Annotated in this window: 27 protein-coding genes and 1 pseudogene; 17 read left to right on the forward strand and 11 right to left on the reverse strand. The window is 39.8% G+C overall.

Annotated features, from left to right (window positions below):
• Positions 1-56: 56 nt before the first annotated feature.
• Entirely contained in the window at positions 57-281 is a 225-nt protein-coding gene (locus tag ACZ5B7_RS04340; protein WP_213118471.1) for an SHOCT domain-containing protein, read from the reverse strand.
• A gap of 381 nt (positions 282-662) precedes the next feature.
• Between ACZ5B7_RS04340 and ACZ5B7_RS04345 the strand changes: the two genes are divergently transcribed.
• The 3 genes from ACZ5B7_RS04345 to ACZ5B7_RS04355 all read left to right on the forward strand — a co-directional run bounded on the left by ACZ5B7_RS04345 (position 663) and on the right by ACZ5B7_RS04355 (position 3,587).
• Positions 663-2,129 (forward strand): sensor histidine kinase, encoded by a 1,467-nt coding sequence (locus tag ACZ5B7_RS04345; RefSeq protein ID WP_464492804.1) that lies wholly within the window; start codon positions 663-665, stop codon positions 2,127-2,129.
• On the forward strand, positions 2,107-2,799 hold the full coding sequence (locus ACZ5B7_RS04350; RefSeq protein ID WP_464492805.1) for a response regulator transcription factor: 693 nt from the start codon (positions 2,107-2,109) through the stop codon (positions 2,797-2,799). The genes ACZ5B7_RS04345 and ACZ5B7_RS04350 overlap by 23 nt, the downstream gene beginning before the upstream one ends.
• A gap of 164 nt (positions 2,800-2,963) precedes the next feature.
• Positions 2,964-3,587: a DUF2306 domain-containing protein gene (locus ACZ5B7_RS04355; RefSeq protein WP_464492806.1), complete on the forward strand. Its 624-nt coding sequence runs from the start codon at positions 2,964-2,966 to the stop codon at positions 3,585-3,587.
• A 93-nt stretch (positions 3,588-3,680) separates the two neighbouring features.
• On the opposite strand, the gene ACZ5B7_RS04360 is transcribed toward ACZ5B7_RS04355, so the two are convergent.
• Together ACZ5B7_RS04360 and ACZ5B7_RS04365 are read right to left on the reverse strand one after the other, a co-directional pair.
• Positions 3,681-4,139, reverse strand: coding sequence for a CBO0543 family protein (locus ACZ5B7_RS04360; RefSeq protein WP_464492807.1), 459 nt, complete (start codon positions 4,137-4,139; stop codon positions 3,681-3,683).
• The gene (locus ACZ5B7_RS04365; RefSeq protein ID WP_464492808.1) at positions 4,136-4,633 is read right to left on the reverse strand and encodes a CBO0543 family protein; all 498 of its coding nucleotides are present in this window, start codon (positions 4,631-4,633) and stop codon (positions 4,136-4,138) included. Before ACZ5B7_RS04365 ends, ACZ5B7_RS04360 begins: the two co-directional genes overlap by 4 nt.
• A 267-nt stretch (positions 4,634-4,900) precedes the next feature.
• Between ACZ5B7_RS04365 and ACZ5B7_RS04370 the strand changes: the two genes are divergently transcribed.
• A complete protein-coding gene (locus ACZ5B7_RS04370) occupies positions 4,901-5,890 on the forward strand; it encodes a glycine-rich domain-containing protein (RefSeq protein ID WP_464492809.1) in 990 nt (329 codons plus the stop codon).
• 74 nt (positions 5,891-5,964) lie between these two features.
• Here ACZ5B7_RS04370 and ACZ5B7_RS04375 read toward each other — a convergent pair whose 3' ends face one another.
• On the reverse strand, positions 5,965-6,987 hold the full coding sequence (locus ACZ5B7_RS04375; RefSeq protein WP_464492810.1) for a DUF4179 domain-containing protein: 1,023 nt from the start codon (positions 6,985-6,987) through the stop codon (positions 5,965-5,967).
• Complete coding sequence (locus tag ACZ5B7_RS04380; RefSeq protein WP_464492811.1) at positions 6,984-7,553, reverse strand: sigma-70 family RNA polymerase sigma factor; 570 nt, start codon at positions 7,551-7,553, stop codon at positions 6,984-6,986. The genes ACZ5B7_RS04375 and ACZ5B7_RS04380 overlap by 4 nt, the downstream gene beginning before the upstream one ends.
• Positions 7,554-7,897: 344 nt before the next feature.
• Here ACZ5B7_RS04380 and ACZ5B7_RS04385 point away from each other — a divergent pair, with 344 nt between their 5' ends.
• The 3 genes from ACZ5B7_RS04385 (at position 7,898) to ACZ5B7_RS04395 (ending at position 9,975) form a co-directional block, all read left to right on the forward strand.
• A complete protein-coding gene (locus ACZ5B7_RS04385; RefSeq protein WP_464492812.1) occupies positions 7,898-8,236 on the forward strand; it encodes a PadR family transcriptional regulator in 339 nt (112 codons plus the stop codon).
• Positions 8,226-8,903: a DUF1129 family protein gene (locus tag ACZ5B7_RS04390; protein WP_464492813.1), complete on the forward strand. Its 678-nt coding sequence runs from the start codon at positions 8,226-8,228 to the stop codon at positions 8,901-8,903. The genes ACZ5B7_RS04385 and ACZ5B7_RS04390 overlap by 11 nt, the downstream gene beginning before the upstream one ends.
• 154 nt (positions 8,904-9,057) lie before the next feature.
• Positions 9,058-9,975: a ketopantoate reductase family protein gene (locus tag ACZ5B7_RS04395; RefSeq protein ID WP_464494432.1), complete on the forward strand. Its 918-nt coding sequence runs from the start codon at positions 9,058-9,060 to the stop codon at positions 9,973-9,975.
• 148 nt (positions 9,976-10,123) lie between these two features.
• Here ACZ5B7_RS04395 and ACZ5B7_RS04400 read toward each other — a convergent pair whose 3' ends face one another.
• Both ACZ5B7_RS04400 and ACZ5B7_RS04405 read right to left on the reverse strand, forming a co-directional pair.
• Complete coding sequence (locus ACZ5B7_RS04400; protein ID WP_464492814.1) at positions 10,124-11,107, reverse strand: DUF3231 family protein; 984 nt, start codon at positions 11,105-11,107, stop codon at positions 10,124-10,126.
• A gap of 279 nt (positions 11,108-11,386) precedes the next feature.
• Entirely contained in the window at positions 11,387-11,689 is a 303-nt protein-coding gene (locus ACZ5B7_RS04405) for a winged helix-turn-helix transcriptional regulator (RefSeq protein WP_277398168.1), read from the reverse strand.
• A 171-nt stretch (positions 11,690-11,860) separates the two neighbouring features.
• Here ACZ5B7_RS04405 and ACZ5B7_RS04410 point away from each other — a divergent pair, with 171 nt between their 5' ends.
• From ACZ5B7_RS04410 to ACZ5B7_RS04425, 4 genes and pseudogenes are all read left to right on the forward strand, one after another.
• Complete coding sequence (locus ACZ5B7_RS04410; RefSeq protein ID WP_464492815.1) at positions 11,861-12,268, forward strand: DoxX family protein; 408 nt, start codon at positions 11,861-11,863, stop codon at positions 12,266-12,268.
• Between the two features lie 15 nt (positions 12,269-12,283).
• A complete protein-coding gene (locus ACZ5B7_RS04415; protein ID WP_464492816.1) occupies positions 12,284-13,132 on the forward strand; it encodes a VOC family protein in 849 nt (282 codons plus the stop codon).
• Between the two features lie 35 nt (positions 13,133-13,167).
• On the forward strand, positions 13,168-14,232 hold the full coding sequence (locus ACZ5B7_RS04420; protein ID WP_464492817.1) for an LLM class flavin-dependent oxidoreductase: 1,065 nt from the start codon (positions 13,168-13,170) through the stop codon (positions 14,230-14,232).
• Positions 14,233-14,254: 22 nt separating this feature from the next.
• Positions 14,255-14,828, forward strand: a pseudogene (locus tag ACZ5B7_RS04425) (NADPH-dependent FMN reductase).
• A gap of 316 nt (positions 14,829-15,144) precedes the next feature.
• Here the strand turns inward: ACZ5B7_RS04425 and ACZ5B7_RS04430 are convergent.
• Positions 15,145-15,657 (reverse strand): CBO0543 family protein, encoded by a 513-nt coding sequence (locus tag ACZ5B7_RS04430; RefSeq protein WP_464492818.1) that lies wholly within the window; start codon positions 15,655-15,657, stop codon positions 15,145-15,147.
• Between the two features lie 252 nt (positions 15,658-15,909).
• Here ACZ5B7_RS04430 and ACZ5B7_RS04435 point away from each other — a divergent pair, with 252 nt between their 5' ends.
• Positions 15,910-17,304 carry an amino acid permease gene (locus ACZ5B7_RS04435; protein WP_464492819.1) on the forward strand — a complete coding sequence of 465 codons (1,395 nt, stop codon included), beginning with the start codon at positions 15,910-15,912 and terminating at the stop codon, positions 17,302-17,304.
• Positions 17,305-17,627: 323 nt separating this feature from the next.
• On the opposite strand, the gene ACZ5B7_RS04440 is transcribed toward ACZ5B7_RS04435, so the two are convergent.
• Positions 17,628-17,843 (reverse strand): hypothetical protein, encoded by a 216-nt coding sequence (locus ACZ5B7_RS04440; protein WP_423800880.1) that lies wholly within the window; start codon positions 17,841-17,843, stop codon positions 17,628-17,630.
• Between the two features lie 150 nt (positions 17,844-17,993).
• Here ACZ5B7_RS04440 and ACZ5B7_RS04445 point away from each other — a divergent pair, with 150 nt between their 5' ends.
• Entirely contained in the window at positions 17,994-18,881 is an 888-nt protein-coding gene (locus tag ACZ5B7_RS04445) for a YitT family protein (protein ID WP_464492820.1), read from the forward strand.
• 153 nt (positions 18,882-19,034) lie between these two features.
• On the opposite strand, the gene ACZ5B7_RS04450 is transcribed toward ACZ5B7_RS04445, so the two are convergent.
• Positions 19,035-19,823, reverse strand: a complete 789-nt coding sequence (locus ACZ5B7_RS04450; protein WP_464492821.1) for an HAD family hydrolase — start codon at positions 19,821-19,823, stop codon at positions 19,035-19,037.
• Between the two features lie 248 nt (positions 19,824-20,071).
• On the opposite strand from ACZ5B7_RS04450, the gene ACZ5B7_RS04455 reads away from it, so the two are divergent.
• From ACZ5B7_RS04455 to ACZ5B7_RS04465, 3 genes are all read left to right on the forward strand, one after another.
• Positions 20,072-20,443, forward strand: coding sequence for a MerR family transcriptional regulator (locus ACZ5B7_RS04455; RefSeq protein WP_464492822.1), 372 nt, complete (start codon positions 20,072-20,074; stop codon positions 20,441-20,443).
• A 15-nt stretch (positions 20,444-20,458) separates the two neighbouring features.
• Positions 20,459-20,770 carry a thioredoxin family protein gene (locus tag ACZ5B7_RS04460; RefSeq protein WP_464492823.1) on the forward strand — a complete coding sequence of 104 codons (312 nt, stop codon included), beginning with the start codon at positions 20,459-20,461 and terminating at the stop codon, positions 20,768-20,770.
• 247 nt (positions 20,771-21,017) lie between these two features.
• On the forward strand, positions 21,018-21,896 hold the full coding sequence (locus ACZ5B7_RS04465) for a DMT family transporter (protein ID WP_464492824.1): 879 nt from the start codon (positions 21,018-21,020) through the stop codon (positions 21,894-21,896).
• Between the two features lie 77 nt (positions 21,897-21,973).
• Here ACZ5B7_RS04465 and ACZ5B7_RS04470 read toward each other — a convergent pair whose 3' ends face one another.
• Positions 21,974-22,834 carry a polysaccharide deacetylase family protein gene (locus ACZ5B7_RS04470; RefSeq protein WP_464492825.1) on the reverse strand — a complete coding sequence of 287 codons (861 nt, stop codon included), beginning with the start codon at positions 22,832-22,834 and terminating at the stop codon, positions 21,974-21,976.
• A gap of 356 nt (positions 22,835-23,190) precedes the next feature.
• Between ACZ5B7_RS04470 and ACZ5B7_RS04475 the strand changes: the two genes are divergently transcribed.
• The gene (locus tag ACZ5B7_RS04475) at positions 23,191-23,748 is read left to right on the forward strand and encodes a DUF4240 domain-containing protein (RefSeq protein ID WP_464492826.1); all 558 of its coding nucleotides are present in this window, start codon (positions 23,191-23,193) and stop codon (positions 23,746-23,748) included.
• Positions 23,749-23,905 lie beyond the last annotated feature (157 nt).

The raw sequence follows: 23,905 nt of genomic DNA on the forward strand, positions 1-23,905 counted from the left end.
GGTCGGGCTTGTCAGCTTTTATAAAAAAAGACAACTGTAATGAACTATCCCAATGTTTACTTCTGTTTCCCGCTCAAGAAATCCTTCAGCTTTGTGTATTCTTCGATTGTGATTTCTCCCGAGGCCAATCGCTTATCTAAAATAAGCAGGGGGTCATGATGATGCCTGTCTTGATAACAGAACCCTCTTTTACCTCGCCATAATCTGAAATTGGCAAAAATCAATCCGAGTAATAATAAAAAGAAGATAAAACCAAATGGGTGAAAATAGCCCCAATGCATAAACATCGTCTCCTTTTGGTAAATTCAATACATTTTCAGAATACATCCCGTTTATAATCAAACTCTGAACAAAACCTAAAATATTAATAAAAAGTTCTGTGAAGAATTGGAATGTAGATATCGAAAAAGCTTTACCAAATGATATTTAAAGTGCCTTTTTTGAATTTTATACTTTTTTTAGAATTGGTTTAGAGGTGTTTTAGATATATGGAGTAGGATGAATTATAGAATGCTTCGGCAAGATGAACTCGCAGGGGATAGAATCGGGGAAGTTTTTCAAGCACTTGCAAAACTTATCAATACGTTCCTACTCCTGTTATCATAATGTTTAAAGCCGGCTTGATTTTGTTTATGAAAAAACAGCTCTAAGGAGATTTGCCCATGTCCATCAAGAAGAGACTACTGCTTTCCTATATCGCGATGACCTTTATTCCCATCGTCTTGTTTGCTTTGATTGCAACTGCACTGTTCTCAGCCTTCTACACAGATATGGCGGGAACCGGGGGAAGGAAGGGGGTGCCGGCCTTTTGGGAGGAGTCTGCTCAGCGCCGCGACCTGATTTCAGGTGTGAAATTTATGGCCCAAACAGAACCTGATCGATTCACGGATCATGATTTTTTGAAAAAAACAGACGAACAATTGAATCGTTTGCAGACAGGTCTCGTGGTCTTGAAAAATAATCGGGTATCCTTCACATCTCCTTTCGTGGAAAACCTTGAACTTAAACAGCCGATCCAAGATATGCAAACGAGCCGGACCCAAAATCGTTGGGGAAATGGCCGTTTTTCAGTTGAAAAGTACAATATCGATTTCAGTAATGGAACTTCTGGGACGGTATATTTTGTTTCCGATTTGAAATCGTTTTTCGACGAAGCTAGAAAGTTTTTTCCGTTGCTTTTTCTATCGCTGTTATTGGTCATTGGGCTAACTAACGGATTCCTTACCTATTTAGTTTCCCGCAGCTTTATCCAACCATTGTACATGTTAAAAAAAGCTGCAAATCATTTTAAAGAAGGAAACTTGGATTATGAGGTTAGATTGAAACGAAAAGACGAAATCGGGGAGTTGGGAGCGGCGTTTGAAGAGATGCGGGCCCGCTTGCATAAATCGATTCATCTCCAGCTGCAGTATGAAGAGAACCGCAAAGAACTCATCTCTAATATTTCGCATGACTTAAAGACACCGATTACTGGGATAAAGGCATGTGTTCAGGGCATCCAAGATGGCATTGCGGATACGGCTGCCAAACAGGATAAATATATAAAGATGATTGCCAAAAAAGCCGAAGATATGGATGGTTTGATAGATGAATTAATGTTATATTCCAAGCTGGATTTAAATCGGCTGCCGTTTCATTTGGAACCGTTGGACATTTGCTTGTTCTTACGGGAATATGTCGAAGAGCTGCGTATCGACCCGCGAATGAAAGGCATCAAGCTTACGTTTTCCACATCCAATGATAATCCAGTTCCTGTAATGGCCGACCGTGAAAAGTTGAGCAGGGTGATGGTGAATATTATCGACAACAGCCTGAAATATATGGATAAACGAGAAAAGGAAATCCTGGTGGAATTGTTTGTGGATGATGAGAAAGCGACGGTTCATATTCAGGATAACGGACCGGGAATTGACTACGAAGCGCAGCATTATATTTTTGACCGTTTTTACCGAGCAGACCCATCAAGGAATACAGAAACGGGAGGGTCAGGCCTTGGTCTTGCGATTGTCAAACAGATCATTGAAGGACAAGGTGGAAACGTTTGGGCGGAAAGTCAATTAGGTGAAGGAACCGGCATTTATTTTACGCTAATGAGGGTGAAGACGATTGAAACGAATTCTGATCATTGAGGACGACGAGGTCATTGTTGAAGTAGAAAAAGATTATTTGGAGGCAAGCGGGTTCGACGTGGAAATTGCCACAAGCGGAGATGCCGGCCTTAAGAAGGCACTTGAAGAGGAGTATGACCTCATCATCCTCGATCTCATGCTTCCAAATACGGACGGATTTGAAATCTGCCGGCAAGTCCGCCGGGAGAAAAACATTCCCATCTTAATGCTTTCTGCCAAAAAGGAAGAAATCGATAAAATCCGTGGTCTCGGAATTGGTGCAGACGATTATATGACCAAACCATTCAGTGTCGGCGAGCTGGTGGCCCGGGTTAAGGCTCATCTTGCTAGATACGACCGATTAATGACAGATAATCTGATGAGACAAAAGGACGAAATCCGTATCCGGGGGATTCGCATTGATAAGCTGTCCCGTAAGGTATTTTTGAATGAAAAAGAAGTCTCGTTTACCTCGAAAGAGTACGACCTGCTCTTGTTTCTGGCGATGCACCCGAACAGGGTTTTCAGCAAAGACGAATTGTTTGAAAAAATATGGGGCCTGGATTCCATGGGTGATAACGCCACGGTAACCGTGTTTATCGGCAAACTGCGCGAAAAAATCGAACCGAACCCATCCAAGCCGCAATATATCGAAACCATCTGGGGCGTCGGATACCGGTTTAATGTTTAAATGATGCATGGGGACGGTTCTTATGCATTATTTTGGCCGTTTTTTTATTAGAAGTTTGAGTGATATTATTTTTATACTTTTTTTAGATTTCGTTTAGAATCCATTTAGACACACCCATTACTATTACTATAGAAGAAAGTAACAAAATTGGAGTGTGAATTAGATTGAAACCTAAAAAAAGCTGGTGGATTTTAGTCATTGTATCCTTTGGAGTCATCATTCCCTTTTCGGCTCCCTATTTGACATTTAATCCCGAAAATAGCCGTGTATCTTTCACAGCGGCGGCCATACAATTTCCTTTATTAGTTGCTCATATTATTACAGCATGTGTTGCACTGCTATCGGGCTTTTTTCAATTTCTGGAGCCGATTCGAATAAAGGCACCTAAGGTCCATCGTTATCTTGGAAGAGTGTATGTAGGCAGTGTTTTCATTAGCGCGGTTCTCGCATTGGTATACACCTTTTACGTTGAGGTTTTTTCAAAAGCGACTTCCTTCCTAGTATTAACACTTCTATGGCTCTTTACTTGCTGGAAAGGCTATCGAACCGCTGTGAGAAAAGACTTTGACGAACATCGTAAATGGATGATTCGCAGTTTTGGCGTCACGCTAGTAGCAGTAAGCGGTCGACTTGTGGTGCCGGTATTGCTATTAACCTATTGCATTTTAAACGGCTTCTCTCTTCCGGAAGGCAGGGTGGCAATGGTGGAAAAGGTGCTGAATGTGAATATATGGGTCGGCCTCATTGTTAACTTCATCATTATTGAGTGGGGGATACTCAAGGAATGATGGATGATGCATGGGGCTTACGCACAGCTCCATGCACTCATAATGGAATCTGGACCGGCACCACAGATGAGGCAAGAGAACCGTCCCCGTGCATCATTTTGCAAAGAACCAGCGACAAAATAATCGCGATATAAAGAATGAAAGGCAAATGGAAATCCAAGAAATATACCAATCCCAGTGTATGTATGTAATGAGGTCGGTGTATTTTTCGATAATAATTTCGCCGATCGTCAACACGGAGGTAAAGCCTACATAATAAGCCAATTGAAAAAGAGTACCTCGGTTATTGGGATACCAAACATTAAAGGCGGCACATATGACTGGAAAAGCAAAGTACTCATACGTAAAGCTCGTCCGATTGACAGAAGGAAATAATCGAACAGGATATTCAAGCAGTCCGTGCTCCACGACTACTAAACCTATAAGAAAGGTAATAACCTGTTTGAACAATATAGCCACTACTGCAAGGCGAAATTTATTTTTCGGTATGAAGAAAAGAGTGCCAGTCGCCACAACGTAGACCGATAATAAGAGCCACCATTCCATTCTCATCGGATATCCCGCCGTTCTGCTTGAAACAAAGCTTTGTCCTTAAAGAACCAATTGCACAAGACTTGACTCACGTAAAAGAGAAACCAAATGTAAATCCACATCCCCCACCAAGTCAACCTTTTATATTCTAATAAATCAGTAAATCTCTCGAGAGTAATATCAAACAACGTGATGGCAGAGACCCAAACCAAAAAGTATGTAAATCTGGGCCATCGGCTGCCCTTTACATTCTTATGCACGTAATAGATGGAAAACAAAACGGGATAAAACCAATAATCGATTGTAATGGGAAGATCGCTTGCTTTTGGGAACTCTCGAACAGGTGCACTTAACAAGCCGAAATGAAACGAAGGCATATCGCAAATCCAGATGATAGCCTGAAACATCATGTAGGCCAAGATTCCCTTGCGCCAATCTTTTCGTGGAATAAACAAAAGAAAGCCAGCAAAGCCGAACAGCCACATTGCAGCCAAGATCAAACGCTCCATCTGCATGTCTAAGAAACTCCATCTCTCGTGTAGGATAATTTTAGAATGATGCACGGGGACGGTTCTTATGCATCATTTCAAGGTCATTCACTAAATAGAAACCCTGATTCGGTACCGCAGGATGAGGCAAGAGAACCGTCCCTATGCATCAACAAGGATTGTTAAGTTTGAGTAAATTTTCTGAAAAAACATTAAAAATTATATTTCTATTGTTTATAATTTTTATAGGTTAGGAAATTTTTCCAAACGGAACATCCACGAGGGGGGAATGGAATGACTGTGGGGGTTATTATAACAGGGGTAATAGTCGTAGGAGTTATCGTGCTATATATTTCGTCGGCGGGCAAAAGGCGGCCAAAATTAGCCAAGGAGAATATCCCGGCCAACTTAGGTGTGCTAAGTCATGTCCCGATACAGCCTTTGATTGATCAATTAAACACCGCACTAGACGATGAATACATACAGCAGGTAAAACAGCGCTTTTTAAAGGATTTTCCGAATCGAAGTGAAGATGAGTTTGAATGGCTGCTGTTTGAATTAAAACGGTATTTCATCTTCGCCAACATTTTAAAGAAGGCGCCGATGTTTAGTGAGGATGTCGATGAAATCTGGCATGAAATGATTCTTTTTACAAAAAATTATCAGGTGTTTTCCGAGAAATTCTTAGGAAAAATGCTGCACCATACACCCAACACCAATCCTGAACCGGCACCTCAGGAGCGAGCTCTTTTTGACTGGATTTTTTCACAGCTGTTTGAAATTACTCAGTTCAGCTGGAAAACATGGGGGAGTTTTTTCAAATACCCGATGGCTAGCGAGCTATTAAAAGAATTTAAGGAAAGCAGTACGGAAACATTGATAGAAAAATATTTTCAGCGGAGCGAGGAAAACAATGACGTCCTTGAATTTTTGGTTAATCGGCTGAAAAAGCAATTAAGCGAAGCTGAAAATATGTATAATGCCAACCCGAAAGGTTCCTTTTCGAAACAGCGGACATATGGCGATATGGCTCCACTCGCGCTGGGGATGGTTTTTTTTTCGTATTTTTATTTTGATCATTATTGGGACTACATGAGAGCGTTTGCCTTTGCTGAAGCGGCAAAATATACAAGCGGCTGTTCTACCGCTGTTTTTTGCGGATCTTCCTCTTCGGACGACTCCGGGAATCATTCCGGGAATTGCGGCGGGGATAGCGGAGGAGGAGATAGTGGGGGGAGTAGCTGCTCATCCTGCTCGAGCTGCGGAAGCGGGTGCTCGTCTTAAGATGAAGCTTGGGTGAAGCATGGGGACGGTTCTTATGCCTCAAAAAAATGAGGCACAAGAACCGTCCCTCTGCATCATTTTAGCTCGATAGTGATGGGGTCCATTTCTTTTGTTTCTAGTCCTTTTCCTGAGCCAAGGGAATAGTAGATGACTGGTACTATTGTTAGGGATTTTGCGTTTGGATGGATAGATTTGATCGTACTGCTCCACTCAAAGGATACTCCGTTGTCACGGCTGACACCGCCGTTCCCATCGGCGCTGTAGCTATTCCCTAAATCATCTTGTACACTTTTAATTTCTGCGGTTACATGCGGCCATTTGTCTAGAATACGGCGTTCCACCAGCTGTTCGTAGTGGATCACTGTCGATAAACCATTCGTTTCAATGGACGTAATTTTAACTGAAACACCATGATTTGTAACGGACTGATTCACAAGTTTCGACTTGTTTTCCAAAGCGGACACTTCAAAGGAGAAATGCCAATCACCTGCAATGGATTCATCTGTTTCTAGATTTGTGAATGCCCCCGGTTCCCAGCTGATTTCAATACGGTCAGGTTTGCTTCCACGAAATGTAGGCGTTATTTTTTCTGTACCTACATATGTTGTGTCATTCACTTTTTTAATCGTACCAGCCGCCCCAATTGCCTCTGCTCCATTTACATTGAATGCTGATGACATTCCAGGACTTGTTCCTAAATCTTTATCGGTTTCAATCGCATAAGAAACAGTAATCGACGATCCATCGAATACAGCATCCTCAATCATGATGGATACACCATTACTTGACTGGGTTTGTGAAATAGATGTTGCGAATTTGGAATAGTTGCTAGTATAAGAGTTTTCATCTTGAAAGTAGCTCATAATATTATTCATAAATGGAATCTGAGATGCGAGTGATGGTACGGCAAAACTGGCACCAATCGTGGCCCCAAGTGCAATCGTTGCTGCCACTGCCATATATTTAAAAACCTTTATTTTCTTCTTTGCGCCCACTCCCATAACATGCTGTTTCACGCGTTTTTTTTCAATCTCACTGACTGCCACAGGTTCGATTTCATCAATATTGAGATCTGCTAACTTTTTATAGTAACTCATATAATGAATTGCTCCTTCAATTTCATATTTTTCGCTAATTTTTTCTTTCCACGATACAATCGATTATCGACTGCAGCCTTTGATAAATGGAGGGAATCGGCAATTTCACTATTACTCATCTCTAAAAAGTATTTCATGATAAAAATATCGCGATCTAGTTCAGCGAGTTTGCATAGTTCAAAAAGTAACTCATTTTTTTGTTCCCGATCTAATACGGACTTTTGTAAACTCGTAGGTGAACTAATCTGTTCAAGTTCAACGGGAGGAGCCTCGCGTGCCGTCTGTTTTTCAAAGACCCGATAGTAATCGATGGCTTTATACTTTGTGATGGTGCCGATCCACTTTTTGAAATCCGCCTCATCCCCATTAAATTGGTGGCTGTTTTTCCAAACTTCTAAAAACACATCATTTATACAATCATCGACGGCATCACGTTTACTAAGCGGCTGTAATATTTTCAGTGAAATGGCTTTGACAAAGGGCATATATTCATCAATTACATACTCCAGGGCATCTTCTTTTTGCTTTTTTAAACGTTTAATAAAATTCTTGCTAGAAACGGCCATATTATATCTCCTTCATTTTTTGAAAAAGCTTTTTCAATAACTATAACGAAGCGACCATCGGCATATTCTCAACTATTTTGAATTTATTTTACAATAATGAGGCATGGGGACGGTTCTTTTGCTTCAAAAATAAGTTGCACCCGGTACCGAATGCGGGCCAGGGCCGGACCGCGGAATGAGGCAAGAGAACGGTCCTAGTGGAAGTACCAACTCCATGCATCAAGACTTGACCGATTACCAAAAATAGGTTATGTTGGGTAATAACAAGCTATCTTGTTTTGCAAGGTAGCTATATTAATACGCAGTATCTTGCATTACAATATAGTGATAAGGACGAAATGTTTATGTCTCTAAGAAGCCAATTATTAAAAGGAATTTTAGAAGGATGTATTTTATCAATTATTGAAATAGAAACGGTTTATGGGTATGAACTATCACAGAAACTTCAACAATTTGGCTTGAATGATGTGAGTGAAGGATCCATTTATCCCATTTTGCTCCGGCTCCAAAAGGAGGGGCTAATTAAAGGTGAAATGCGCGCCTCCCCGACAGGTCCTAAACGGAAATACTACCAACTTACTATTCAAGGGGAAAAGGCAATAGCTGAATTTCGAGAGGAATGGGAAAATATTCAGAAACCTGTAGATAAATTGTTAAATAGGGGGTTTGAGGATGACCGCTAAAGAGTTGATTGAACTAAATAATCGAAAACGAAAAGAATTGACGAAAGAAAATGAAGAATATTACGGTAATATGCTCGTTTATATTCGAGCGAGTTTGGCCGTTTCAGAGCAGCAGTCAGAAGAATTATTAATGGAGCTGTTAGATCATATCCTAGGGGCACAGAAAGAAGGAAAACGAGCAGTGGATATTTTTGGCGAGAATCCATCCGCTTACTGCGATGAAATGATTAAGCAGTTACCTAAAGAATCGGGGAAAAGCACAGCTTATTTTATAGGCTTTTTGTTAGTGAAACTGGCAGGCATAATAGCTGTAGTGAATGGAATAGGAGACCTCATTATCCACTATTTTAAAAATAGCGATCAGACAGTGTATGTCGGGACAGCCATTGTTACGTTTATAATCGTTGCTTGTATCATTTTCCTTGATGTGGTTCTAATCTTAAAATGGCTGCAACAATCTATTTACAAAGTATCAAATAAAGTAAAAGATTTTGTCTTATTATCTTTCATTATGACACTATCTATACTCGGTATGGTTTTTCTCCCTAGACTTATTCCTAACTTTGGATATGTAATAGAAGTTGGAGGCTTTGTATACCTATTTATCGGAGTCGCTGCACTCAGCATCTCCAAATGGTTAGACCGCAAATATTGTATTACAAAATAATTGAGGCAAGGGGACGGTTCTTGTACATCAATTCAGTGGATTGCGTTCGGAAATATGTTGCACCATGTACCGAATACATACCTTGAACCGTACCGCGGAATGAGGCAGCAGAACCGTCCCCATGCATCATAATGAGAAAGGAATTAAGGCTGTCATGGAAATAAAAAAGGTATCGATTATTGGATTAGGGGCTTTAGGGATTTTGTTTGGTCATCATTTGACCAGGAAAATGCCAAAGAATGATTTAAGGATTATTGCCGATCAGGATCGAATTGTGAGGTATCAAACTGACGGGGTTTATTGCAATGGTGAACGCTGTGAATTCCATTATGTAACACCAGAGGAAAAATGCGAACCAGCTGATCTATTGATTTTTGCGGTGAAATATGATGGGTTGGAGGACTCGATACAAGCTGCAAGAAATCATGTCGGAGAAAACACAATCATTTTATCACTGCTAAATGGCATCAGCAGTGAGGCTGTTATTGGCAAAGCGTTTGGGATCGATAAAATCCTATATAGTGTCGCACAAGGTATGGACGCCGTAAAAGTTGGAAATGAGCTAACGTATGCCAATAAGGGAATGATCTGTTTTGGAGACCGGGAAATTGGGGTGTTTTCAGATAAGGTCAAGAGTGTAGCGGCATTTTTTGAAAAAATGGAACTCCCTTATCAAGTAGACACAGATATGAAGAAAAGATTATGGGGCAAATTTATGCTTAACGTTGGTGTGAATCAAACGGTTGCTGTTTACAGGAGCGACTATGGTGAAATACAGCGGGAGGGACAAGCAAGAGATACGATGATTGCTGCTATGCGTGAGGTCATTGCGTTGTCTGAGAAAGAAGGAGTCCATTTAACGGAGGCAGACTTAGACTATTGGTTAACCGTGCTAGGCACATTGAGCCCGGAAGGAAAGCCGTCAATGGCTCAAGATGTTGAAGCAAAACGGTTCAGTGAAGTGGATTTATTCTCTGGCACGGTTTTGGAATTAGGGGGGGAATTTGGAATTCCGACCCCGGTCAACAAAGAGCTTTATGAGCGGATTAAATTGATGGAAAGTGAGTATTAATTAGTAAACACAGAGGGGCAGACTCCCATTACTATGAAGTAGCGGAAGTCTACCCCTTTGTTTATTGGTTTCCACTCTGAAATTTTCGAAAAAAATTTGAGGCAGAAGAACCGTCCCCATGCATCTCCCCATGCATCATGCCCAAGCATCATGAGTTTCGTTCGGAGGCCATCGGAGGCTGTTCAAACCATTTTTTTTCAATCATTAGACTCAATCCATCATCTAGAAAGGTACCCGTTTCCACGATGTAGGAGGCAAATATAGCGCTTAAATCTCTTCTTGCAACGACACTTAGGGCATTTCCATACCTGCTGATAGCGATTTCGACAAGAGATAGGGCTTCAAACATAATTAATTGATCTGAAAATGGCGAAGTGGAGGAGTCTGTTATTTCAGATTCATATGTAGCTAAAAAAGGCAAGTTCTCGGTTGCATTTAGAGATTGGAGTTTCTCCACTCGCTTTGCTGCGAGTTCCTGCCCTCTTTTACAATACTTTTGGACCTTTGGATCTTTTGCAATCTGAGAAAATGCCATAAGCATTATTTTTGCTAACATAACACCTCGGAGACTATAGAATAGGCTATCAATTTCTATGGCACTAACGGGACGTTGTTCCCCCCACCAACCTGCTAAGAAGGATTGTTCTTGAACAAATTCAGACTGTTTAGGTGGGGAAACAAAGACAGGTTGATGTTGGTGCCCCTTTTTATGGATTGCTTCTGTAATGGTTTGATACAGTTCAGTCGAATTAAAAAGACATTTTTTTATAAAGGCAAGAACTTCAGGTGTTTCAGTTTTACCTAATGTTAAACCGTATCCATATACTCCATATTCAGAGAGTATTTGAAGTACGAAAAGCACCAGTTTATCAGACATTAACCTTGGTGCATCTGGAATGACATCTTTATTTACAGGGAACCCAATTGGTTGAGGAAAACCTGCTCTTTCATATAGATCTAAACCTTCACTAACAATTTGGTGTGCTAGATCCTTAGAGCGTTGTAATATCATTTTCAGGTCTTCATCTTCCGCGTGTGAAGTCCAATGTTCAAGGAAACAAAGATGTGCTTGATTACCAATAATGAATCTCCAAATATTCGAAATCTCTCCAGCAGTTGGTTTAAACTCCATATTTCTCTCCTAAATATTCATTTTTTTCATATTGTTAAATTGAGGCAAGGGGACGGTTCTTATGCATCATTTCAGGTGTTTTGAGAAGTTTTCGCACTCACCCAGCACAAACACGGCAAAGATACCGGATTGCGGGATGAGGCAGAAGAACCGTCCCTATGCATCAATAAAAAGGGCAGACTCCCATTACAATTAATAGTGGAAGTCTGCCCTTTTTTATAGGTTTTGTATTCTGTTTTTCGAGAAAAATATTTGAGGCAAAAGAACCGTCCCCATGCATCACAACCAGTTTTGTGACCAGTCTTCTATGCTGTTCATGAGTGGTTTTAGTGCTTGGCCTTTGTCGGTTAGGGAATATTCGATTCGGACTGGAGTTTCCGGGAAGACTTCCCGTTTTACGATTCCTTCATTTTCCAAATCCTTTAACCTTTCTGAGAGCACTCTGCCGCTTACACCAATTGAAGATTCAATCGTGCAAAATCGCTGCGGACCAGATAAAAGCTGGTAAATGATCATACCGGTCCATCGTTGGCTCAATAACCCCATGGCTTTTTCAAAGCGAGGACAAATCGACTTATCCAATTGAATCAACTCCTTACTAATTATTATAAACATATTTATAAATAATTAAATTGTTTTTTACAATTTACACACTTGACACTATTAACTTATCGCAATATACTTACTTACATAAAGTAACTAACTAACAAATTGTTTTTTAAAACAAAATCAAGAAAAAGGAGTGCATAGTAAATGGCAATAAAAAATGAAGTGGTAACAACTATCTTACGAGTATTTTTGGGGGCAACCTTCTTAATACATGGGTTGGCAAAATTTCAAGGCGGGATTGAAAATACGGTCGGTTTTTTTGAAAGTTTAGGTATTCCTGGTTTTACAGCGTATGTGGTTGCTCTAATCGAATTAATCGGTGGCATCGCGGTTATTTTAGGAATAGGAACAAGGGTAATTTCGATTCTCTTTGCGATTGTTTTGGCTGTTGCCATTGTAAAAGTAAAAATCGCTGTCGGATTTCTTGGCAATGGTCAAATGGCAGGCTACGAGCTTGACTTAGCTTTAATGGCAATTTCTATCTATCTTGCTGCAGCAAAAAAATCAGTGCTAGCTTTGGATAACGTCCTGTTTCGCTCTGAGAAAGCTTAAAAGGAGGCAATAAAAATGAACTTTCATCGTGAACCTATTACATTTGTAGGCCAAGTGAACCTAAAGGTAGAAAATTTACAACGTTCATTAGCTTTTTATCAACAAGTGATTGGTTTTAAGGTATTGGAACAATTTGAAAGGTCCGCTACCCTTACTGCTGATGGGAAGACCGTTTTATTATCCATAGAACAACCAGATAACGTTATCCCTAAGCAGAGAAAAACGACAGGATTGTATCATTATGCTCTTCTTCTCCCGAATCGTTCTGATTTAGCGAGAATCGTGCAGCATTTTGCAGAAATCGGCTTGCGGTTCGGTTCGTCCGATCATCTTGTGAGCGAAGCTCTTTATTTATCTGACCCTGATGGAAATGGAATTGAAATTTATATCGACCGTGACCCTTCCGTATGGAATTGGAATAAGGGAGAGGTGGCAATGACGGTTGACCCGTTGAATTTCTCCGACCTGCTTTCTGGCGGGAAACAGCCAGCATGGGAAGGGCTGCCGGCGGGTACTGTGATGGGACATATCCATTTACATGTTTCCGAATTAAAAAAGACAGAAGAGTTTTATACAAAAGGTCTTGGATTTGAAGTAGTAAACCGATTTGGCAGTCAGGCACTTTTCATTTCCGATGGCAATTACCATCATCATATTGGTTTAAATACTTGGAACGGCGTAGGGGCGCCTGCACCTTCTCCTAATAGTGTTGGGCTTGAAACATTTACTCTCATGCTGGCAAATAATGAAAAGAGAAATAATATGATAAATCAACTGAAGAGTATTGGAGCATCTGTTGCTGAAGAAAATGGTTCTTTCATTACTTCTGATCCTTCAGGTAACCGCATCATCCTGAAAGTTTGAAAAATTATCCATCATAACTGGGGGAATTAGCTGTTATGGGACAGGAAAGAAATACTGGAATAGAAATTGGCCTCTATACACTTGGTGATATATGCATAGATCCTAATACTGGTCAAACGATCAGTGCAGGGCAAAGAATAAAGGAAATCATGGCTGCGGCTACTCTTGCCGACGAAGCCGGGCTCGATGTGTTCGGAGTGGGTGAACATCACCGCTTAGACTATGCCACGTCTGCCGTTCCAGTCGTATTAGCGGCAATTGCGCAAAAAACCAAACGAATTAAATTGACAAGTACTACGACCGTATTAAGCACAGTTGATCCTGTTCGCCTTTTTGAAGATTTTGCTACACTGGATTTGCTTTCAGAAGGAAGGGCAGAAATCATGGCAGGCCGCGGGGCATTCGTAGAATCCTTCCCTCTTTTCGGGTATGACATAAATGACTATGACGCCTTGTTCTCTGAGAATATCGATTTATTTTTAAAGCTTAATGAAAACGAGCGAATTACATGGGAGGGCAACTTTCGTTCCTCTTTAAAAAATGCTGAAATTGCTCCGCGGCCTTTCCAAAACCAGATTCCCATTTGGATTGGTGTAGGGGGAACGCCGGAAAGTGCGGCCCGTGCTGGCAGATTAGGTGTTGGGATGGCTTTGGCCATACTTGGCGGCGACCCAGTTCGTTTTAAGCCACTGGTAGAACTGTACCGTAATGCGGGCATTGCTGCGGGGCATGATTTGGAAAAATTAAAGGTAGGCGTTACGGGTCACGGGTATATTTCAAAAACAACTCAGCAGGCCAAGGATGAATTTTACCCTTACTATTCAAATTACTGGTATTCTGTAAACCGCCAGCGCGGGATGGCAAGCGGAAAAATACCAAAATCAGATTTTGAATCTATGACAGGTCCGGATACCGCCTTGTTTGTGGGAAGCCCACAACAGATTGCGGAGAAAATCCTTCGACAACACGAACTTTTTGGGCATCAGCGGTTTATAGCACAGATTGATATAGGTGGTATTCCATTTAAGAAAATTGCCGAAGGAATTGAATTGTTGGCGACAGAAGTAGCGCCAATCGTTCGAAGAGAAACAAGTAAATAAAAATTTTAGGGGTGTAAAGAAAATGGGCTTTATAGACAAACTATTTGGGAAAGAATCTAAGGAGGAAGTAGCAATGACAACAGAAAAATTAAATATTGGAATCATTTTAGGCAGCACACGCCAAGGTCGTGTAAGCCCGCAGGTTGGAGAATGGGTCAAAGGAATTGCTGATAAACGCGGCGATGCCAACTATGAAATCGTCGATATTGCCGACTTTAATCTTCCATTTTTAGGAACTACTGATGGATCAGAACCAGGCATTGCTGCTTGGAATGAGAAATTGGCAAGCCTTGATGGATTTGTATTCATCGTGGGCGTTAAAAAACGCTATCGATTTTGCTCGTGAAGCATGGTACAACAAATCAGCTGGTATTGTCAGCTATGGCTCGACAGGCGGTGCTCGCGCAGCTGAACATTTACGTGGAATTCTTGCCGAACAAAAAGTCGCGGATGTCCGCACACATCCAACTTTAAGCCTGTTTACAGACTTTGTAAATGGATCTGAATTTAAACCACAAGAATTACATCTCAACAATGTAAATGCCATGCTTGATGAAGTTAATGCCTGGAGCGGAGCTCTAAAAACGTTACGATAATATCCCGAATAAAACAAAGAGGCTGACTCAGCAGGGCCCAGCAACAACGCCCTTGAGCAGCCTTTTTTTTAGGCAAGGGTGATGCATGGGGACGGTTCTTATGCATCAATTCTTGTGTTTTCAGAAATATGTAGCACTTGCACTATAAACGAACATCTTCTGGAACTTGCACGGCAGGATGAGGCAGTAGAACCGTCCCCATGCATCATTTTTTCTTCTTACCTTGTAGTTTTAAAAACAAGGCCAAGGATAAGTAAATGACTGTAAGGAGAATTAAAAATATAGGAGTAGATAGGGTTTCCATCCTGTTTACCTCCTATTTCATTTCTGCTAGTGCTGGATGAAAGAGTAGTAAAAGAACCACTATTATCGGGAAAGAGATGACGAAAGCGGTAATTGGGTTTTTATGATGAACTCGAATCATGGTGAAGGCAATAAGGTTAAATAGGATTGACCACCATAGGTTCCATCCGTTTTCATATACGAATAATCCCTTTTTCTCAAAAATTAATTCAATAACCGAGAAATAGGTGACCCAAAAACCAAGATAGACGTATTTCTTCTTTCCTTTGGGAAAATACTGCAGGTAGATGAATAACACAATAGGGACGATGAATAAAGAAAAGGTAATTTCTATTAAAGTATGGTTTAACCAGGGAACGGTTACAGCCTTATATCTCCATAAGGTGTGCTGATAAAAGAGAAAATTATAAAGCAAATTGCAAATAATATAGAATTGGACAGTCGGATAGAATTCCCTCCACCTCTTCCAGTCTACAAATACCTTCGCAAAGATGATATAAACCCCTACAACTAACAGTAAATACATCAGAATCCTCTTTTTTTACTTTTATGTTTAATTTTAGCCAACAAAAATAAATAATATAACGGCAAGGAGAAGAGGTTAAAAACACGTTCCAATGACTCAACTAATGATTGTATTCCAAAAAACTTTTGTAATTTAAAACAGTAAAGCGTTAATTTGCATCATTGCTTGAAAATTCTTAAATAATTATAATCTCTTAAATAAGGTAATAATAGAAGCAAATTAGTAGAGGCATAAAGGCAGGAGGAGTAATGGTTGGGGAAAAATCAACAAAGTGAGAAGTTGCAGCGAGGTTTAGATAATAGGCATATCCAGTTAATTGCACTTGGGGGTGCGATTGGGGTTGGGCTGTTTTATGGCTCAAGTGCGACGATTCAAATGGCTGGTCCGTCTGTACTGTTGTCATATTTAGTCGGAGGCCTGGTTATTTTCACCATAATGAGAGCGTTGGGAGAAATGGCTGTGGACGAACCGGTTTCAGGTTCATTTAGTTCATATGCAAACAAATATTTAGGGCCGTTTGCAGGTTACTTCACCGGGTGGACCTATTGGTTTATGTGGGTTGTCGTTGGAATGGCTGAGATCACGGTGGCTGGTGTTTATGTGAATTACTGGTTTCCAGATATTCCGCAATGGCTGACCGCACTGGTCGTACTTGTCGTCATTACAATGATCAATCTTGCCAATGTAAAAGCATTTGGCGAGTTTGAATTCTGGTTTGCTCTGGTTAAAGTGGTTGCCATTATTGGAATGATTATTCTTGGATTAGGAATTATCCTTTTCGGCTTCGGCAATGGAGGTCAGCCGATCGCTTTTGAAAACCTTTGGACTCATGGGGGATTTGTGCCAAACGGAATCAAAGGTATTTTAATGTCATTGGTTCTTGTCATGTTTTCATTTGGCGGAGTAGAATTGGTTGGAATTACAGCAGGGGAGGCAAAAAATCCTGAAAAGTCGATTCCATCAGCCATCAACAATGTCGTCTGGAGGATACTGATTTTTTATATTGGTGCGTTAGGTATCATGATGGTTCTATATCCATGGAATGAGATTGGCACGAAGGGAAGCCCGTTTGTATTGATTTTTGACAAAGTTGGCATTCCAGGTGCCGCCGATATTATTAACTTTGTCGTCATAACAGCAGCATTATCTGCTTTTAATAGTGGGTTATTCAGTTCGGGAAGGATGCTATATAACTTATCATTGCAAAATAACGGTCCGCAATATTTCGGAAAGCTTAGCAAGAGCGGCAGTCCGAGACGCGGCGTCCTTTTCTCGTCATTCATTTTATTAGTGGCAGTCGTTTTGAATTATATTGTCCCCGAAAAAGTGTTCTTGTATATTTCTTCTGTTGCCACGGTTGCAGTTATCACTAGCTGGACGATTATCCTGATGGCACAATTAAAGTTCAGGCAATCAAAAACAGAAAAAGAAATAGAAAAACTAGCATTTAAAATTCCGTTCTATCCATTGTCAACCTATTTTGCCCTAACGTTTCTAGCACTTGTCATCATCTTAATGGCATTTATCCCAGAAATGCGGATAGCCATATACGTAGCGCCTATTTGGTTTCTGATTCTTTATATAGGGTATAAAAAGGGACAGAGGGACGGTTCTCATGCATCAGTTTCTCCGACTACAAAGGAATAATAAACAGGCTTTACTTCAAATAAGGAGTAAAGCCTTTTTAGTTTGAGAATGAGGCAAGGGGACGGTTCGAGATCACTGAAAAAAACACGCCTAACATCGGCTTATTAAAGACAAAACTGTCTCGACTGAGGGTAAAATGTCTTTAATCCGGCTTATTAAAGACAAAACTACCTCGATTTAGAGTGAAACTGTCTTTAATCTACCTTTTTCAGTGGTCTCGGACGGTTCTCATGCATCAATTTAGGTGTCTTCAGAAATATGTGCCCCCATGCATCAAACATTGTTTAATACAAATCCTAAACAAAAACGCGATGTTCGTTTACCTAAGAATCTTGGCCTGTGTTTTCATTTGGAACGGTTATATTGCCATAATTAATATTTGTGAATGTGTTTGAAGAGCCATCGCCGAAACTAAAATTGCCGCCGATTATGATATTATTAGAAGTATGGCTGTTTTGAGTGGTTCCGCTAAAATTTACGTTGGCATTGTTGGAAAGTGCTTGTACCTTAAATTGACTTATATTGAGTGAGTTTGCCATTTTAAATCACCCTCCTTACTCCATATTATTTGGAAGAAGGGCATGTGATTGTCCAGAGGCCTAGCAGTAAGAGTTTATTGCGCTTTATGGATGAGGCAGGAGAACCGTCCCCGTGCATCATCCATGCAGCAAAAATAGAGGGGGAATTGTATGAGTACATATGTAGACAAAAAGAAAGCAAATCATAAAAGGTTAACGGCAAGAAATATTGTTAAAAGGGGATTATTTATTACGGTTGGCGCCATCATTATGGCTTATGGGTTAGAGGCTGTGTTAATTCCAAACAATATGATTGACGGCGGAGTAACGGGCTTATCCATGATATTGAGCCATGTGACAGCCTTTAACCTTAGTATTTTCTTGGTTATTCTAAACCTGCCGTTCTTTTTCTTAGGCTATAAACAGATTGGGAAAACCTTTGCGATTAGCATGTTATATGGGATTATAGCTTTATCTGTGGCGACTTCTTTCATGCATCATGTAAAACCAATCGTAAATAATGAATTGCTGGCTGTTGTTTTTGGAGGGTTAATATTAGGTTTAGGAGTAGGGTTAACCATCAGAAATGGCGGAGTGTTAGATGGTACAGAAACGTTGGCCATTCTAGTTGAGAAGAGGGTCCCGTTTTCTGTAGGCGAAATCATCATGTTTGTGAATGTGATTATCTTCTCAGTTGCAGCATTTGTGTTCTCTGTCGAAAATGCTTTATTTTCGATGCTTACCTATTATATTGCCTTCAAAACCATTGACGTTGTGGTAAAAGGTATGGATGATATGAAATCCGTGTATATCATAAGTGATAACACCACGGAGATAGCGGATGCCATATCTGAGCGATTAGGCCGGGGAGTGACCTTCCTGCACGGAGAGGGTTCCTATAGCGGCGAAGATAAACGGGTAATTTTAAGTGTCTTTACAAGGCTGGAGGAAACAAAAATGAAAGACATCATCAGAGAATTAGACCCCCAAGCCTTTATCATCGCAACAGACGTAACCGCAGTACATGGCGGCCGTTTTAAGAAAAAGGACATTCACTAATGGGTGAGGCATGGGGACGGTTCTTATGCATCATTTCGGGCTTTCTAAAAATATACATAATCATGCAACGGTTCGGAACAAGAGAACCCTTAGCCAGGACCGAAATGAGACAAGAGAACCGTCCCCATGCATCAAACCAGAACCACCCATGCATCATACCACGTATGCTTTATGAAGATAACGTTCTATAAATTCTGCTAATCCATCTTTTTCGTGGTGTCCAGTCACGAAATCAGCTGCTGCTTTAACCTCTGCGCTAGCGTTCCCCATTGCCACACCAGTACCTATATGACGAAGCATCTCTATATCATTGGGGCCGTCTCCAATGGCTACGGCTTCTTTTGGACTAATTCGATAAGCCCGAAGTAAGCTTTTTATGGCAGACCATTTGGAAACATTAGGAGCAAGCAGTTCAAATCCATTATTCCAATCGATGACTTCTGCTTCCTTTTTAAACAAAGCAGAAAACTTCGGACTTGGTGCACCTGTTAGAACACTATATTTCAGTACATCCTTGTAATTTGCCTGTCTTAAATCTCCGATATATCGCGGCGGAATTTGCCCAACTTTTGTCCAATAATCAATTTCTTCATTTGTTTCCTTACAATAAAGCCCATTTGCTGTATGAACAATAACATTAAAAGGATTTTCGGCAGTTAGCTGGTGAAATCGTGCTTCGTCCACTCGAACGGTTTGCATTTGTATAGCTTTTCCTGTTTGTCCATCGTGGATAGCGGCACCATTCAAACAGATCATTGGAGTTCCTAATCCAATTTCTTTATGGTAGGGAGCAGTCACTTCATAGTGTCGTCCAGTAGCTAGAAACACCTTGACCCCCTGATTCATGAGCCTATAAATGGCTTCCATATTTCTGTAGGAAATGTTGTTTGAGGCCTTTAGAAGTGTACCATCCATATCAATAAATATTGCACGCACATTCATTTAATCTGCCTCCTCATTCGTTGGTAAACCAATCATAACATCTGATTATTAAAGTCTTGTAAACTCAGTGTATAGATTAAATGAAGTTTATTGGGAGGCAGATGGTTTTATGCAAGATCATAATAGCATTCCATTAACGGGTGCTTTCCTTAAAAATCCTTATGTTTTTTTCTAAAAAAAACATTGACCTTAACATTAATGTGAGGGTTTATAATAACCATAACATCATTAAGAAGGGGGGTTCCCCAATGAAAATTGGTGAGTTATCTAGGTTAACTGGGGTGAGTGTTCGTTCATTACGGTACTACGAAGAACAAGGAATTCTAAGCCCTATACGCTTAGCAAACGGATATCGTGAATATCATGATTTGGCAGTAGAACAAGTGAACACCATTAAGTTTTATTTAAATTTGGGACTCACGATTGAGCAAATCTCAGGTTTTTTGAATTGTGTCTTGAAGAACAAAGAAGCTTTCTGTAATGAAATTCTCCCAATCTACGAAGAAAAACTGCAGGAGCTGGATGATCAAATTCAGCTGCTTTCGATGATTCGCTCTAATTTAATTGAACGGATAACCTCAATTAAGGAAGAACGTACCCGTTTTGATGGTGGAAATTAGAGGGAGGTTTTACAGATGATTAAAGAATTAGATTTTCATAATTTTAATAAAGAAATTGACAAAGGGATTACACTGGTTGAGTTTGGTGCTAAATGGTGTCCGCCATGCCGTATCCAGGAGCCCATTCTAGAGGAGTTAGCTTTGGAATGGGGAGATAACATTTCAATCGCAAAGGTTGACACTGATAAAGAATCAGACCTCACTGTAAAATATGAAGTTCAAGGAATCCCCACGCTTGTGATATTTAAAGATGGAAAAAAAGTAGACTCTCTTCGTGGACTCCATTATATAGAACAAATTAAATCAAAAATAGAAGGGGTACTCTAAACTAACGTACAGTTTTACAGGATAAAATTATCCTAACTGGTGGTCTGCTGGGCAAGCAAAGTCGATTTTTTTGATAAACCGGGGAAAGAATTTAAGGTAGGAGCTGTCGATTTGACAGCTTTTTCTGATTAAGTAAACGAAAGCAGATTGTAATCAATCCAAAAATAAGCTGAAAAGTTTAGAAATGCAATCAAACTATTGTATTTCTTCTTGTGATATCCTTGGTTATAGTCAGGGAGGGAAAGAGTTGAAACAATATATAGGTGATGGAATGCTGCTCATTACAGCAATAATTTGGGGCAGCGGATTTGTTGTAACCGATATTGCACTAAAATATTTTACTGCTTATCAGGTGATGGCAGGTAGATTTGTTTTAGCTACAATTTTACTTACAGTGCTTTTTGGCTACAAATTTAAAAAATTTACAAAAGCTGTCGTGAGGAAAGGTACTATTCTAGGAACCTTTTTATATCTGGGATTTGCTTTACAAACGGTTGGTTTGCAATATACGACACCATCTAAAAATGCATTTTTAACTGCCGTCAATGTTGTCATTGTGCCGATCATTGCTTACCTCATTTATAAGCGAAGAATTGATCGATTTGAAATGCTCGGTTCATTCATAGCTATAGTAGGCATTGGACTTTTATCCATGCAAAGCTCTATGAGAATCAATATAGGCGACGCCTTATCACTTGGGTGTGCAATAGCCTTTGCTTTTAATATTTTTTACACCAATCTTTTTGTCCAAAAGGAAGATACCATTTCACTGACGATAGTACAATTCATCACAGCATCTTTGTTAAGTGTAGTCTCGGTGTTCATCCAGGGTGATATACCGCCGACGATTGAGGGAGAAGGAATGTATTCGATTTTGTACTTAGCGGTGTTTTCAACAACGATTGCCTATCTTACTCAAAATAGGGCACTTCAATTTACAACCGCTACAAAGGCATCCATTATTTTATCCACAGAATCATTTTTCGGAATGGTGTTGTCTGTTTTATTTTTACATGAAGTATTGACCGGTCGTATGATTATGGGAGCTATGCTCATTATGATGGCCATTTTAATTGCTGAAATAAAGCCATCTTTTAAAAAACACACTTTAAAAAAAAGCGCATGAGAGAAGTAAGTTATTTCACTGCGAACACGGGCCAAATCCGGCACAGCAGAATGATGCAGGAGAACCGTCCCCCTGCATCATTTTGATTGAATCCAATTTTTAACGTCATCCCAATCCTTGTAAGTTAAAAGGATTCTTTTCACAAAAAAGGTGGGATCGTTTGCTTTATTTAGGCCATATCGTAATGAAAAGATAAGATTATATCCATCATCCATTAATACTTTGTCTGTTCGAGGTGTTCCAAATCCATAAGGATAGGCAAAGTAATCTGGTTTAGATCCAAAATGCTTCTCATATGTTTTTATGGTTGAATGTGCATCCTTTTGAAAAGCATTAATGTTCTTCTTTACTAAGAATGGGGGACTGCCATTAGATTTTAAATAATGCAGGTCATAGGTATGGGTTCCAAATGTCGCCAATCCCGACTTTTGCATTTCCTCGAATTGTTTCCAATCAGCCAAACTTACTCCATTATAATCTTTGTTTCCCACCTGCCCCATTATAAGGAAAACAGTGAAAGGAATTTGATATTTTTTTAAAATAGGGAATGCATTCTGATAGACAGATTCATCTACATCATCAAATGTGATAAGTACGCATTTGCGGTTTAAAGGTAAAGCCTTTTTTTTAGTCATATATTCTTGTAAAAATTGTGGTGTAATAAATTCCACGTTATTACGTTTTAAATCTTTCATCTGTTGATCAAAGTCACTTTTATATATATTGTATGTGGTAAGCTGAGGGTCATTAGTAACAAATCCATTAAACTTGTCAAAAAAACTATCTTTATTAATCCTGTGGTAGGTTAGAACTGCACAACCTTGTCCGCTTAATTTTTCATGTGCTTCCACTGACGAATTATCATGGTTAATGCCGAACTTTAAAACAAAAAATGCTATTAATAACGCCGCTATAAGGAACAAAATTATTCTTTTCACAAGGTACTCCTTTATTATAAAAAAATCTGCTGTTTTATTTTATAAAATCAAATTCCATATGTCATAATACCATTATTCTTCCAAAATGTTTTAAAAATGTCCATCCTTTTTACAATGAATCTATCTTCGAATATAACCTTCTATAAAAAATATGGTGGAAATGTCCATAAGAGGCGATCTAAAGGACAAAGCTAGTAAAAAACTAGGTCAAAACGTCCTTAAGAAACGGTGTAAAGGACAAAACTAGAAAAAATCAGTCGGAATTGTCCTTGAGAAGGAGTAAAAACGAGCAGGATTTCCTTGCCTCCACCGAGAATACAACTGTTGCAAAGGCTGTTTATCTTGGAGGGATTGAAATGGATAAAATACAATTTTGGAATTTAATAGAGCAATCAAAGACGTATAAAGAAGACCAGGTACAATGGCTGACAGAGGTATTAAGTAATAAAGAAGAAAGCGAAATATTGGATTATGAGTTTATTTTCCGAAGCTACTTGAATGAAAGTTATCAATCACGACTTTGGGGAGCGGCCTACCTTATTATGGGAGGATGTTCAGATGATGCTTTCGATTATTTTCGAGGCTGGCTTATTTCGCAAGGCAAGTTAGTTTATGAACAAGCATTAAAAAATCCTGAGTTCTTGGCTGGATATATCTCGGATGAAAATCTGGGAGAAGAAGGGCTTCCGGAAAATGAGGATTTTCTGAATATTGGATTTGATGCCTACACCTTGAAAAAGGACGGGGATCCGGAGGACTGGGACGGGGAGTTGTATGACGAAATGTTTGACCTGCTGGCCGAAAAAGGTCTGAACCATAATGGGGACATTGAATTTGATTGGGAAGACGAGGATGATCTAATGGAGATGTTCCCGATATTATGGGAGCGTTTCGGAGAGAATCCGTTAGGTTAAGTAGATGAAACGAAAAGACTTTTCGTTATGGCTGGCGGCTGGTCTATCCCAGCTGCTCTTTGAAAGATAAAAGAGGATACATTTCAAATTTCAAAGGGATTCAAAAATATTAAACCGTCTGTTTTTAAAGACGGTTTTTATTGTAAAATAATATAAT

The sequence above is a fragment of the Neobacillus sp. S1115 genome, from assembly GCF_055385565.1.